Origin of the sequence: Microbispora catharanthi (assembly GCF_006334915.2) — a bacterium.
In the GTDB taxonomy this organism is placed as follows: Bacteria; Actinomycetota; Actinomycetes; order Streptosporangiales; family Streptosporangiaceae; genus Microbispora; species Microbispora catharanthi.
The window spans coordinates 1-13,926 of the sequence record NZ_VDMA02000015.1 but is presented as its reverse complement, the minus strand read 5'-3'; the positions used below and the strand labels follow the sequence as shown (position 1 = coordinate 13,926).

The window sequence follows — 13,926 nt, the reverse complement described above, 5'->3', positions numbered from 1 at the left end:
TCGGGGTTTCCGCCCTGGTCGGACAGGAAGGTGGAGAGCCGGGCCGGCGTGGAGTTCCCGTTGACGGTCGGATGAACCAGGGTGAGGGTGCTTACGTGGTGGAGGCATGAGACTGCGAATGATCCTGCTCATGGCGGTGACGGCGTTGACCGCGGCCTGTGGAGGAGTGGAACCGGACACGTCGGCGGCCGCGGCCGCCGACGGGCCGGCGAAGCCGGTCGCCTCGTGGGGCGCGGAAGGCGGCTTCGTGACCGCGACCATGAACGCGCTGCGTCCCCCGAGGGTGGTGCTGTACGGCGACGGCCTGGTGATCGCCGACGCGAGCAAGCAGATGACGCTCACCGATGCCGAGGCGGGCGAGGTGGTCGCGCGGATGGAGGAATACCTGACGGGGCAGCCGCCGACCGCGGAGCCGAAGCCGGGCGCACCGTCGGTGACGGACGTGCCGGACACCGTCCTCGGCGTACGGGGGAAGGACGGGAAGATGCTGGAGATCCGGGTCCCGGCCCTGGAACAGCTTGCGGACTTCTACCCGAAGCAGCTGGTGGACGCGAAGAAGCTGATGGAGGGCCTGGCGGCCCGCGCCGCCGCGGAGGGCGCCGACTATGTCGCCACCCGCGTCCGGATGGTCGCCGAAGGGGCCGAGTCGGCGGAGGGCAAGCCGGCGCCCTGGCCCGAGGGCGTACCGGAGCCCTCCGGCGTGGTGGATACGGTCTGGCAGAAGGACGTCGAGGGGGCGGCGGTGAGTGCGATCACCAAGGCGGTTCCCGCCGAGCAGAAGTACGGCCGGTCGCTCTTCGCGACCAGCTCGGGGACGACCTTCGTGCTCTCCTGGCGGTATCTGCTGCCCCACGAACAGTCACCGGCCTCCCCGGCGCCGGGCCGGAAGGGTTAGACGTACCGACCGCGGACGCTGGTGACGGTGACCGCGAACCGCGGGATATTTGCTGATCATGAGTTATGTCCGCTCGCTTCGGACGGGTTCCGGCTCGTGACCGCGGGCGCCCCGGCGGCCGATCACGCGGCGCGAACGCCGGCGGGCAAGCGGGTCACCTGGGCGGAGCTGTTCTTCGACCTCGTCTTCGTCTTCGCCGTCACGCAGTTGTCCGCCTCGCTGCACGCGGACCACTCCCTGGCCGGGCTGGGCCGGGCACTGGTGCTCTTCGTCCCGGTCTACTGGGTCTGGGTGAGCACGTCGGTCCACACGAACACCCGCGACGTCGACAACGCGTTCGACCGTTTCGGGATCCTGGCCGCCGGGCTCGGCAGCCTCCTCATGACGCTGCGCATCTGTCCGAACGGTTCGGCCTGTTCCTGATCATCGCGCTCGGCGAGTCGGTCGTCGCGCTCGGCGCGCCCGCCGCGGCCCACGGCGCGCTGGACACCGGCGTGGGCGTGGGCGTGGCCGTGGCCGTCGCGTTCGTGCTGGTCGGCGGCTTGTGGTGGATGTACTTCGAGTTCGCCGTCGACGTGTGGGAGTACGTGTCAGCCGTCGGTACGAGGCGGGGTGCGCAGGAATGAGCGGATAGCGGGGACGAGGTCGGCATGGGCGTCCTCCAGCAGGTAGTGGCCAGCGCCGTGATACAGGCGAGTCCGGGCGGCGGGAAAACGCCGTCGCCATTCGCTCAGCACGGCGCGGTCGAAGACCGGGTCGCTCAGTCCCCACGCGATCAGTATGGGCAGGTCGGCGAACTGCGCCAGCGACGTGCCGGTGGCCTGCAGAACGGGCCAGGAAGGGTCGCCGGGGCGCAACGGGATGTCCTGGACGAAGCGTTGGACGGCCACGCGGTGCTCGGGCCGGTCGTAGGGGGCCAGGAACGCCGAGCGCACCGGAGCGGGCATCCGGCGCCGTACTCCCAGTGGACGCCAGGTGGCGCAGCGGGCGAAGAGGTTGTGGCGTAGGAACAGGCGGGTTCCCAGCCGGGTGCCGCGCATCACCCGGAACGGCAGCCGCAGCAGAGGACGTACGCGTTCGCCGTGCGGGTTGGGGAAGGCTGCGGTGTTCAGCAGGACCAGGCGGGCGACCCGGCCGGGGTGGCGGCAGGCCCAGGCCATGCCGATCGGCCCGCCCCAGTCGTGCAGGACGAGTGTCCACCCGTGTTCGGGGGCAACGCCACCGGTGATGAGATGTTCGATCAAGGCGTCCAGGTCGTCCACGCGGGCGGCCAGGTCGTAGGGGTAACGGTCGGTTCCCGGCTTGTCCGACAGGCCCATGCCGATGTGGTCGGGGGCGATGCAGCGGAACTCCTCGCGCAGCGCGAGGATCGGCCGTCGCCACAGGTAACTCCAGGAAGGGTTCCCGTGCAGGAACAGCACGGGCTGGCCCGCCCCTTCGTCCAGGTAGTGCTGGCGCAGGCCGTCACGACGCGGGTGGGCGAACCACCGGGAGGTGAACGGGTAGTCCGGGAATCCGGTCACCGGGTGATCTCCGCCGTGTTCTGCGCGGACAGGTGGGCGGTGAGCCGGGCCAGTCCTTCCGCCATGCTCACCCGGGGCTCGTAGCCGAGTTCGCGGCGGGCTGCTGAGATGTCGAACCAGTGCGCCGTCGAGGACTGCTCCACCAGGAACATCAGCGGTGGCAGGTGCCGCAACCACGGCAGCCGGCGAGCCTGCTCCAGCAGCCGGGCCGCCCGCAGGACCGGTCCGACCGGTGCCCGGCGTGTCACCGGAGGCAGCCCCGCGGCGCGCAGCAGCAGGTTGAGCCATTCCCCGAAGCCGCAGGGCTCGCCCTGGGTGATGAAGTAGGCCCGGCCGGCCGGCGGTGAGCCGGGACGTAACCGGTCGAGAGCGAGCAGGTGGGCGTCGGCGGCGTTGTCGATGTAAACCGTGTCGATGGTCTTGTCGGTCTCGCCCAGCAGCCACAGCAGGCGGCGGTGTGCCACCAGCCTGGGCAGGAAGTGCGGATCACCTGGCCCCCAAATGAGATGCGGACGCAACGCGACCGCTGTCACCCGCCCGGCCGTGGCGCCGGCGAGGACGAGCCGTTCGGCTTCGGCCTTGGTCCGCGGATAGGCGGCGGGAAAACGGCGGGCGTAGGGCACGGACTCGTCCACTCCTTCCAGGTCCCGCCCGTCGTGGACGACACTCGGCGAGGACGTGTGGACCAGGCGTGCCCCGTGACGCGCGCAGGCGTCCAGCACGTTGCGCGTCCCTGTCACGTTGATCTCCTCGTAGTCCCGGTCCCGTCCGTGTACGCCGGCCTTCGCGGCGCAGTGCACGACCGCCTCGCATGCGGCGACGGCGGCCAGCACCGCCGCGCGGTCACGTATGTCGGCCAGGTGCTGGGTGACCCCGAGAGCCGCCAGCGCGGGGCTGTGGTGCCGCTGAAGAGCGTGGACGGTGTCGCCGCGGGCGGCCAGCCGCCGGCAGACGGCTTCTCCCAGGAAACCGCCGCCCCCGGTCACCAGAACCCTCGTCATCGGCCCGCCCGGACGCGCCGCGAGGCCCACAGGGCGAGCTCGTGCCGGCGGATCTTGCTGTTGTGCCGGGCGTCGACCGGGAACCCGGGGTGGAACAGCACCTCCCGAAGCTCGGCGGTGTGCGGTCGGCGGGCCGCCACGTCCAGGATGTCGGCCTTCACGCGAGCCTTCACGCGAGCGTTGTCCCGGGATCCCGATTCGCACTCCACAACCAGGACCGCACGCTGGGCGCCGGCGGGACCGACGCCGACCAGTGCGGTGCGGCGGACCCCCGGCACGGCGGCGAAGACGGGTTCGACCTGGTCGGTGTACAGGTCGCCGCCGACGGTGCGGACCCGTTCCGATTTGCGTCCGGCGAACCAGAGCCTTCCCTGCTCGTCGAACCGGCCGACGTCACCCATCCGGTGCCAGGTGCGCTCCCCATCGCCGATCCGGGCCAGCGCGGTGGCCTTCGGATCGTCCAGGTAGGGGTCGCTGACGGTAGGGGCGGCCACGGTGATCTCCCCGATGGTGCCGGGCGGCACGACCAGATCCTCACTCCACCGTTCGATGGGGTCGTCGCTGACGGCGATGACGCGTACCTCGGTGCCCGGGAGTGGAGGCCCCAGGCACGTGCCCGCCCCGGCGGCGGTGGCCGCGGCGTGCTCGGCGAGCAGGTGGCTCTCGATCGCGGCCACCGGCATGCATTCGGTGGCGCCGTACACCGACAGTATCCGCGCGTCGTCGCGCAGGCAGCCGCGCAGGCGGTCCATCACCGGCATCGGCAGCGGCGCCCCGGCGGACACCACGTCGCCAAGCGTGTCCAGTATCAGATCATGGGCGGCGCAGTGACGCGCGAGCCGGTCCAGCAGCGCGGGAGCGGCGAACATCCCGGCCACGCGAAATCGCTGGATGTCGGCGACCAGGGCAGCCGGGTCGGCCCGCACCGGATGCCGCGGGTCCATGTCCGGGATCACCACGGTCGCCCCGAACGCCGCCGCTCCCAGGGCGAACGGCGCGAACGTCGACAACACCGGCGTTCCCGGTTCCACCGTGCCCAGCGCGCCCAGCAGGTCGAGCTGCGCGGCCAGGTGCCGGTGACGCAGCGGCACGCCCTTGGGGGGACCGGTGGATCCGGAGGTGTAGGCGATCAGCGCCAGGTCGTCGGGGCCGGCGGGGAGCCATCCTCCCGGCTCGCCCGACGGCCCTGTGTCTGACGGGCACGCCGAGCCGCGGGGTCGCCGCGAGGGCACCGTGATGGACACACGGACGTCAGGGGTCCAGCGCAGCAGCCTCCTGACCAGCTGCACGGCGGGGATCGCGATGAACGCCTCGGGCGCGGCCTGGCGCAGACAGCACTTGATCGCGTCGAGCGGCAGCCCGGGATCGACCAGCACCGGTACCGCGCGGAGCCTTACCAGGGCGACGGCCAGCGCGCCCAGTTCCGGACCCGGCGGTACCAGCAGGCCGGTGCGCATGCCGGGGCGGATCCCGGCCCTGGCGAGGGCGGCGACGGTACGGTCCACCGACCGCGACATCTGCCCGTAGGTGGTGGCCGCCGGGGTGCGGCCACCGACCTGGCAGGCGATCACGTCGGGCTGCTCCCGAAACCAGCGCTCGGCGCGGACGATCAGCTCGCCGGCCGGCTCGGCCGGGCCGGAGCCGCTCGGCCCGGATTCGCTGGGAGGGGTCGCCTGTGTGGTCACCGGATCACCACCGCACGACCACGATTCCGGCACTGGCCCCGCTGGCCAGGCCGACCAGGGCGACCAGGTCACCGCGCCGTACCCGTCCCGAGGCGACCACCCGCGCCAGTTGTACGAGCAGCGTCGCCGCGACGAGGTTGCCGTGCTGGGCGATCGTGACGACGACCTTGCCCTGCGGTATGCGCACCTGGTCGCAGAACCACCACAGCGTCGGCAGCGTTGCCTGGTGCACGCAGATGGCCGCGAAGTCGTCCCAGTGCAGCCCGAGATCGGCGAGGGGCTTGTGGAAGACGGCGTAATCGATGTTCTCGATGCCGCGCACCAACTCGACGGAGTCGACGATGAGCGGCCCGATGGTGGGCCGGCCCGCCCACGGGTCGGTGGTGAGGTTGTCCACCGCGGAGACCGCCGCCTGCCATCCGGCGGAGTACGCGGAGAACCGGTGGGTGAGCACCCCCGGTTCGGCGCCGGCCTCCAGCAGCAACGCGGCGCCGGCGTCGGAGACGGTATAGGACGCGGCGACGGTGATGTACTCCTCGGCGTCGGCCAGGGTCCACGGTGTGCCGGCGGTGGGCAGTTCTCCGCAGCAGACGAGGACCCGCCGATGACGGCCGCCGGAGATCAGCGCGTCGGCCACCTGGATGGCGTTCAGCACGCTGTTACAGGCGTTGCGTACGTCGAACACCGGGCAGCAGGCCCCGATCTTGGCGGCGACGACGTGTCCGGTGGCAGGCTCTACGGCGTCGGACGACACTCCCGCGTAGATGAGCAGATCGAGGTCGGCGGCCTGTAGGCCGTTGTCCTCCAGGACCCGGCGGGCGGCGTGCGCCGCCAGGTCGGACGGTTTCTCGTGAGGGAGGGCGATGTGCCGGCGCCGGACTCCACTGTGGTCGTGGATCAGCCCTCGGGGCAGGTCAAGGGTGGGATTGCGATCGGCGAGCCGGTCTTCCAGCTCAGCCGTGCTCAGTGTGGTCTCCGGCAGATGTGCGGCCACCCCCGCCATCCGGGTGTGCAGGTGGGTCAATGCAGTCCTCACTTCTGTCGACTCGCACCGGCGGGCTGCTGTTCCCCGCGCGGCCCGAGGCGGATGAGCATGCTGTGAGCGAAGTCGGCCACGGTGCCGCCGCCGCGCATCAGCTCCATGGGCGGGATGTCGATGCCGAACTGGCCGCGGACGGAGGTCAGCAGTTCGGTGGCCATCAGGGAGTCCAGTCCGTACTCGTCCAGCCGCCGGTCTTCGGCGATCTGGTCGGCCGGGATGAGCAGGATGGTGGACAACAACCGGGTGATGTGCTCGGTGATGTACGCGTACTGCTGCTCGTAGCTCATCTCCGCCAGCAGAGACAGCAGGTCGGCCCCTTGCTGCTCCGTGCCGGGCGGCAGCACCAGGGACAGCCACGGGCGCTGCAGGCTGGGCAGGACCTGCCGCAACCGGCCCCAGTCGCAGCGGCCCACCATGGCGACGTCGGCGTGCTCGCCGAGCATGGCCTCCACGGCGTCCAACGCCCGGGCGGGAGACGTCGGCGGGATCCCGGCCTTGGCCAGTGCCTCTCCCTGCCTGCCTCGGGTCAGCACCCCGGTTTCCGCGAGCGCGCCCAGGCAGGCCGTCAGTCCGGGCAGGCCCTGCCGGCTCCGCTGCCGGGCCAGCGCCTCCAGGAACAGGTTCGCGGCGACGTACGACGTCTGGCCGATGTTGCCGATAGTGGTGAGGGAGGAGTACATGACGAACAGGTCGAGGGGACGATCCCGGGTCAATTCGTCCAGCACCATCGCGCCGGCGACCTTGGGGTGCAGGACGGCTCGGATCCGGTCGTCGCCGAGGTCGGCGAGCGGGCCGTCGTCGAGGTGCATGGCCGCGTGTACGACGCCGCGCAGCGGATGGCCGGCGGCGTCCAGGTCGTGCAGGATCCGCCACATGGCGTCGCGGTCGGCTACGTCGGCCGCGTACGCGCGGACCTCCACCCCCGATCTCTCCAGTTCCTCCAGCAGAGCGGGAGCTTCGGGCGCCTCGGCGCCCCTGCGACCGACCAGGGCCAGGTGGCGGGCACCCCGCTGGGCGAGGCGGCGAGCCGTCGCCGCGCCGAACCCGCCCAGGCCGCCCGTGACCAGGTAGGTCCCCTCCGGTTCCAGGCGCGGCGCCGTCCGTTGGGGCTGGACGGTAACCGGTTCGTCGCGTGGATCGAAGGACACAACGACTTTTCCGATGTGTCGAGAATGGCGCATCATGGCGAAGGCGTCGGCGACGCGGGCGGCCGGATACACCGTGTGGGGCAGCGGCCGGAACCGCCGGGAGTGGTAGAGGGGCGCGGCCTGCGCCGTGCTGTCGGCCATCAGCTCGGGCGCCTTCCACATCAGAGTGCCGATGTCCACGCCGTAGAACGCGATGTTGTCGGAGAACGGGCGCAGCAGCAGGGATCTGTTCTGGTAGATGTCCCGTTTGCCGAGCTCGATGAACCGGCCGCCGTGCCGCAGGCATTCCACGCCCCGGTTGATGGCCTCACCGGCCAGCGAGTTGAGCACGATGTCCACTCCCTGGCCCCCGGTCAGTTCCTTGACCTGCTCGGCGAAACGCAGGCTGCGCGAGTCGAGGACGTGGTCGGCTCCCATCGCGAGCAGCAGGTCGCGTTTGGCGGCGGTGCCGGCGGTCGCGATCACGCGGGCTCCGTGGTGCCGGGCGTACTGCAGCGCGGCCAGGCCGACTCCACCGGCTCCGCCGTGGATCAGGATCGTCTCTCCCGCCTTGACCCGTGCGCAGTAGCCCAGCGAATGATGCGCGGTGGAGAACGCCATCGGCATGGTGGCGGCTTCGGTGAAGGTCATCCCCTCGGGGACGGGGACGGCCGCCCATGCCTTGACCCTCGCGTAACTGGCGAATCCAACGGGCCCCGCGGCCATCACCCGGTCACCGGGCCGCGTCCCGGTGACGGCGGCGCCGACGGCGGTGACGATCCCGGCGCACTCCAGGCCCAGTTCGTGCCCGCCGAAGACCGCTTCGACGGCCTCGGTGGGCAGCAGGTTCACCGCGCGCATCACGTCGCGGTAGTTCAGCCCGATCGCCCGCACCTCGACCACGACCTCGTCAGGCCCGGGCTGCGGCATCGGGATCTCCTCCCAGGCCAGCGTGTAAGACAGCCCCGGGTCGCACACCTTGAGCCGGTAGGCGCCGCCCGAGCCGACGGGCAGGCTGCGGGCGTGCTCGCCTGACTCAAGCAGCCGCGGCACGAAACGTCCTCGACGGGTGAGCAGGATCTCGTCCTCCTCGCCGGGGGCGAGCAGTTCCGCCGCCAGGCGACCGGCGTCCTGTGCGGCGTCACCGCTGGGGTGCAGGCAGAGCCTGCGTACCGCGAGCCGCGGCTGCTCGTTGCTCAGCGAGCGCATCGTCCCCCAGGTCGCCGCGTCCTCGGGGTGGAGCCGGACGTCGGTGAGGCGGGGTTCCGGCAGCGCGGCGCAGGGGCGGGCCACCAGCCACACCGTGGTCGCGACGTGCTCGGGCAGTTGCTCGCAGGCCAGTGCGACGGCCCGCAGCGCCGCGGCCCGCCGGGTGATCTGCTCGACGGTCGCCTTCGGATCGGTGTTGTCGGCTTCGCGCAGCTCGCTGTCGTCCGCTCCGCCCAGGATGACCGCGATGGTGACCGTCTGGGCGGTGGGTGGGAAGTGATCGGTCCAGTGGTCGGGATCGTCGCTGAGCGGCGAGTGGAGCACGTCGCCGCCACGGGCTCGCAGCAGAGCCCGCAGCTCGGCGGTCAGAGCGTCGGTGCCGTCCTCGCCGGCGAGGATCCACGTGCCGGCGGCGTCCGGTACGGGGTGCTCGGTGGCCGGAGCGCCCCCGGTGGCGGCCGGAGCGGTGGCCAGCATCACCGAGAAGTCGCCGGCCGCGAGTTCGCCGTCGTCGCCGGTCTGGACGACCTCGGTATAGCCGACCTCTGCCAGCACCTCCGGCCATTCTTCCCGGGACAGCAGCGGCGAGCGCGGGCGCAGGTGCCGGTCGGTGAAGTCCCAGAACTCCTCCTGCACGCCGAGGAACGGCAACAGGGTCTCCACCCGGTGCGGTTCGGTGAGGAGCAACTGGCCGCCGGGAACCAGGAGGGTGGACAGGTGATGCAGCGCGGCGGGCAGGTCACGGGCCAGGTGCAGGCTGTTCGCCGCGACCACGAGATCGAATCCGGCCGCGGCCAGCCCCTGCTCCACCGGGCCGGCGTCCAGGTCGAGGACGGCGTAATCGACGAAGTCGAAGCCGGCGAAGCGCTGCCGCAGCCGGGTCAACGCCGCCTCGGCGAGGTCGGTGACCAGGTAGCGGGTGCGGTCGGCGGGCAGGACGGGCAACAGCATGGCGGTGGTGCCGCCCGTTCCCGCACCGGCTTCCAGGACACGCAGCGGCCGGTCGGCCGGCCATCGGCGGACGATCTGCTCGACGAGCGCCCGGGCGATCCGGTTGGTGAACAGGTTGACCGGCCCGACGTCGTGGAACTGCTCGATCAGCTCATGAGCGCCGCCGGAGCCCAGGACGTCGGAGCCGGTACGCCGGCCTGCGAGCAGTTCGGGCAGACACCGGCCGACGCGTACGGACAGGGCGCTCTGGGCGGCGAAGGCGGCTCCCCGGGTGAGGAGGTCACGGTGGAGGTCGCGCGGGTCCGTACCCGTCGGCATCAGGCGAGGGCCGCCCTCGACCGGTCGCTCCAGCAGTCCGTGCTGTTCCAGCAGCGGCAGGGCCGCGTGGAGCATCCGCCGGTGGTGCGCCCCCGGGCACGCCTCGATCAGTTCCTCGATGCCGACCGACCGCTCGGCGGTCAGCTCACCGAGCGCGCCGGCCAGCGTGTGCGCGAACACCTCTTCGAGCCGTGCCGCATACCGTGGGTAGTCCAGCTCGTGCCACGCCGAGCGCAGCCGGTCGATCTGCTCGGCCGCGCCGGACAGGATCTGCCCGGGGCGGGGGGCCGGCCACGGCTCGGCGGGCGCGCCGGCCCGGGGCGCGGCCCGCAGCGCCGTCTCGTAACGGGTGACCGGGGTGATGTGGACGCCGGGCATCCGGCGTAGCCGGCAGCCCTCCACTTCGGCGGCGATCCGGCCGTCGTCGTCGGCGACCACGATGTCCCAGCAGACCTCCTCGGCACTGCTGGAACGTTCCCGTACGTGCACGAGCCCCTGTGCCGCGGGCGTTCCCCACAGGCGGACGGAGCCGATCGAGGCGGGCATGTAGCCGCGGCCCGATCGCAGCGACTCCACCAGCCACAGCACACCGGCCTGCAGCGCACTGTCCAGCACCACCGGATGCATCTGGTAGCGCCCCTGCCCCTGCTCCGGGCACGAGTAGGCGCCCAGCACCTCCCCCTCGCCCATCCACAGCTCGGTCAGGACCTGGAACTCCGGCCCCCACACCATGTGGCCTTCGGCGGCCCGCGCGTAGTAGCCGGGCACGTCCACGCCCGTGCTGATGCGAGCGCGCAGCGCGGCCACGTCCAGCGGCGGCGGGATCCGGCGCAGCAGCGGCCGTACCCGTGCCCGGAAGTGCTCGCGGGGCTGCTCCGCCTGCCGGCCGGCACTGGCCACGGTGACCACCCCGGTCTCGGCGCAGAGCGACGTCTGCACGTACAACGGATCGGCGCCGGCCTGTGACGGCACCACCATGGCCCGGCTGATGTCGACCCTGTCCACCTCCACCGCCTCGGCGGCGTCCGGTATGGCCAGCCGTGCGGCGGCGACGGCCATCTCCACGTATCCGGTGGCCGGCATGACGGCGGCACCGCCCGCCCGGTGATCGGCCACCCAGGGCACCCGCACACGGTCGATCTCTCCCTGCCAGGTGGGGTCCAGCACCGGCATCCGCTGTCCCAGCAGCGGATGCTGGATCGTCGTGTCGACGTTGGTCTGCACCCAGGTGTGCGGGCCTCCGATCCAGTGTCGTTCGCGCTGCCAGGGGTAGGCCGGCAGCGATCGCACCGCGCCGGGGCGGGGGAAGTACCGATCCCAGTCGAGCCGTGCACCGGCGGCGACGAGTTCGGCGACCGTGCGGCGGGCACGCGCCGGGCCTGGCTCATCCCGGCGCAGCGTGGCCACGACGGCCGCGCGTACGCGAGCGGTGCCGCTTATGCGGCGCAGGTACGAGCGCAGCACCGGATGCGGGCCGATCTCCAGCAGCACGTCGAAGCCGTCGCCGAGCACCCGCTCGACCGCCGCTGCGAACCGCACCGGCTCTCGGACGTTCCTCCACCAGTACGCCGCGTCCAGCTCCGTCCCCCGGACCAGGCCGCCTGTCACCGTGGATACCAGAGGGATATGCGCCGGGCAGGGCCGCAGTCCGGCGAGTCCCTCGGCCAGGGGCTGCCGCACCGGATCCATGGCGCCGCTGTGGAAGGCGTAGTCCAGGTCCAGCTCGCGGAAGAAGATCTCGCGCGAGGAGAGGTCCTCACCCAGTGACTTCAGCGATCCGTCCGGTCCGGCGATCGTGACGTCGCGGTCGGAGTTGACCGCCGCGATCTCCAGTTGTGGGTAGCCGGCCAGGATCTGCCTGGCCGCGGTCTCGGGCAGCCCGAGTGCGGCCATCCGGCCCTGCCCCCGGGTGACCGACTGCGCCATGCCGCGCTCGGAGATCACCTGCGCCGCCTGGGCCAGTGACAGGGCGCCGGCGGTGTAGGCGGCGGCGACCTCGCCCACGCTGTGGCCGAGCACCGCTCCCGGCCGTACGCCCGCCGCCTTGAGCATCTCCACCAGACCGACCTGGACGGCGAACAGCAGCGGCTGCGCCACTTCGGTCGCCGACAGTCGTGACTGGTCGGCCGGCAGGGACAGCTCCTTGAGCACCGACCAGCCGAGCCGATCGGACAGTTCGTCGTCGACCGCTTCCACGGCCGAGCGGAAGGTCTCGTCGGACATCAGGTCGGCGCCCATCCCGGCCCACTGCGAACCGTTGCCGGAGAACACGAACGCCACCCGCCCGTGCTCCACCGTCTCCGACTCCGCCACCGCCGCGTCCCCGGTTGCGAGCCGCCTGCCCGCACCGGACTCACCGGCGGGGGCGGTCGACTCGGGGACGTCCACCAGGCGCGCCAGCGCCCGCGCCGCCGCCGCGGCGGTATCAGCCAGCACCACGGCGCGATGCCGGTGGCCGCCGCGCCGCCGAGTCGCGGTGTAGGCCACATCGTAGAAATCCCGTTCATCGAGTGACGTCAGGTGCGCGGCGGTCCGTTCCACCGCTTCCCGCAGCGCGGACCGGCTGCGCGCGGACACGACGACGGGCAGCGCTCCTGCCGGGGGTGCCGTCGGTTCGTTCCCTTCCGCCCTGGGGGCGGGTGGTGGCGGCGCGGGCGGTGCGGCCAGCGCCACGTGGGCGTTCGCGCCTCCGAACCCGAAGGAGTTGACTCCGGCCACGGGCCGCTCGCCTGCTTCGTCCAGCGGGCGCGGCTCGACGGTGACGCTCAGCCCCAGGGCGTCGAAGTCGATACGGGGGTTGAGCGTGGTGGCGTGCAACGAGGGCGGGATCATCCGGTGCCGGAGTACCAGCAGGGCCTTGAACAGCCCCGGCATGCCGGAGGCGGGCTCCAGGTGCCCCAGGTTGGACTTCACTGAGCCGATGGGCAGGACTCCGCGCGTGCGCCGGCTGCCCAGCGCCCGCCCCAGCGCCTGGCATTCGGCCGGATCACCGGCCTGGGTGCCGGTGCCGTGCGCCTCCACGTAAACGATCTCGTCAGGGCTGATGCCCGCCGTGGTGTACACCCGCCGTAACAGGGCCTCCTGCGCTTCGGCGTTCGGCAACGCCAGCCCCATGGTGTGGCCGTCGTTGTTGGCGGCGGCGCCGACGATGACGCCGTGGATACGGTCCCCGTCGGCGATCGCGTCGGCCAGGCGCTTGAGCACCACCACACCGCCGCCCTCCGCGCGTACGAACCCGTCGGCGTCGGCGGAGAACGCCCGGCACCGGCCGGTCGGCGACAACATCGACGCCTGGCTGAAACCGATGAAGGGACCCGGGCTGAGCAGCAGGTTGACCCCGCCGGCCAGCACCACCCGGCTGGATCCCTCCGCAAGGGACCGCCAGGCCCGCTCCACGGCTGTCAAGGACGAGGAGCACGCGGTGTCGATGCTCATGCTCGGACCGCGCAGGTCGAAGAAGTGCGACAGCCGGTTGGCCGCGATGGACAGGGTTCCCCCCGACATCGAGTACGGGCCCATGGCGCCCGGCTCCAACGCCTGCATCGTGCCGTAGGCGGGATCCGAGATGCCGATGAACACTCCGGTGTCCGTGCCTGCCAGCACCGCCGGATCGATGCCCGCGTCGTCCAGGGCCTCGACCGCCATCTCCAGGAGCAACCGCTGCTGCGGGTCCATCGAGGCGGCCTCTTTGGGGGAGATGCCGAAGTAGGCGGCGTCGAAGGCGGTGATGTCCTCGTCGAGGAAGCCCCCCGCCCGGGTGTAACTCCTGTTCAGCCTCGGCATGGTGTCGTCGACGAACCGATCGGCCTCGAACCTGCTCGGCGGGATCTGGCCGACCAGATCCGCGCCCTGCCGCAACGCCTGCCACAGCCCGTCCAGGTTCACGATCCCACCCGGTAGGCGGCACCCCACGCCCACCACCGCCGCCGCGTGCTCCGGCCATGCCTGCTCCGCTGTCGGGTCGTCCGCGCTCATGTCGCCCTTCCTGCTCAGGTCCACCACGACTCGGCACTTCGCCGGTCGGCTTGCTGTCTCGGTCAGGGTCCACCTAGGGCGCGTATCGGGTTGTGATCAATCCTTGGGATTTGCCGTTGTGGCCGGGTCTGATCCGGTAGGTCCTCGTGTGTGACGCGGGCCCAGTTGACGGACGAAGAGTGGGAGTTCATCAAGCCGTA

8 protein-coding genes are annotated in these 13,926 nt (G+C 71.8%); 3 read left to right on the top strand and 5 right to left on the bottom strand.

Annotated elements, in window-relative coordinates:
* Positions 1-106: 106 nt before the first annotated feature.
* From FH610_RS25835 to FH610_RS45675, 3 genes are all read left to right on the top strand, one after another.
* Positions 107-895 (top strand): hypothetical protein, encoded by a 789-nt coding sequence (locus tag FH610_RS25835; RefSeq protein WP_139577429.1) that lies wholly within the window; start codon positions 107-109, stop codon positions 893-895.
* 96 nt (positions 896-991) lie between these two features.
* Positions 992-1,318 carry a low temperature requirement protein A gene (locus FH610_RS44645; protein WP_240809194.1) on the top strand — a complete coding sequence of 109 codons (327 nt, stop codon included), beginning with the start codon at positions 992-994 and terminating at the stop codon, positions 1,316-1,318.
* Entirely contained in the window at positions 1,291-1,521 is a 231-nt protein-coding gene (locus tag FH610_RS45675; protein WP_420813738.1) for a low temperature requirement protein A, read from the top strand. Before FH610_RS44645 ends, FH610_RS45675 begins: the two co-directional genes overlap by 28 nt.
* Here FH610_RS45675 and FH610_RS25825 read toward each other — a convergent pair.
* From FH610_RS25825 to FH610_RS25805, 5 genes are read right to left on the bottom strand one after another with little or no spacing between them, the layout of a single operon-like run.
* Positions 1,486-2,418: an alpha/beta fold hydrolase gene (locus tag FH610_RS25825; RefSeq protein ID WP_139577428.1), complete on the bottom strand. Its 933-nt coding sequence runs from the start codon at positions 2,416-2,418 to the stop codon at positions 1,486-1,488. The two genes, FH610_RS45675 and FH610_RS25825, sit on opposite strands and share 36 nt — an antisense overlap.
* A complete protein-coding gene (locus FH610_RS25820; protein WP_139577427.1) occupies positions 2,415-3,419 on the bottom strand; it encodes an NAD-dependent epimerase/dehydratase family protein in 1,005 nt (334 codons plus the stop codon). The genes FH610_RS25825 and FH610_RS25820 overlap by 4 nt, the downstream gene beginning before the upstream one ends.
* Positions 3,416-5,104, bottom strand: coding sequence for a fatty acid CoA ligase family protein (locus FH610_RS25815; RefSeq protein ID WP_205826063.1), 1,689 nt, complete (start codon positions 5,102-5,104; stop codon positions 3,416-3,418). The genes FH610_RS25820 and FH610_RS25815 overlap by 4 nt, the downstream gene beginning before the upstream one ends.
* A gap of 4 nt (positions 5,105-5,108) precedes the next feature.
* Positions 5,109-6,128 (bottom strand): 3-oxoacyl-ACP synthase III family protein, encoded by a 1,020-nt coding sequence (locus FH610_RS25810; protein WP_205826062.1) that lies wholly within the window; start codon positions 6,126-6,128, stop codon positions 5,109-5,111.
* A gap of 8 nt (positions 6,129-6,136) precedes the next feature.
* The gene (locus tag FH610_RS25805; RefSeq protein WP_139577426.1) at positions 6,137-13,726 is read right to left on the bottom strand and encodes a type I polyketide synthase; all 7,590 of its coding nucleotides are present in this window, start codon (positions 13,724-13,726) and stop codon (positions 6,137-6,139) included.
* Positions 13,727-13,926 lie beyond the last annotated feature (200 nt).

What these genes read in the sequence shown, in the direction of transcription:
- FH610_RS25805 (WP_139577426.1), bottom strand. Translation starts at nt 13,726, where the DNA reads ATGAGCGCGGACGACCCGACAGCGGAGCAGGCATGGCCGGAGCACGCG.
- FH610_RS25820 (WP_139577427.1), bottom strand. Translation starts at nt 3,419, where the DNA reads ATGACGAGGGTTCTGGTGACCGGGGGCGGCGGTTTCCTGGGAGAAGCC.
- FH610_RS25835 (WP_139577429.1), top strand. Translation starts at nt 107, where the DNA reads ATGAGACTGCGAATGATCCTGCTCATGGCGGTGACGGCGTTGACCGCG.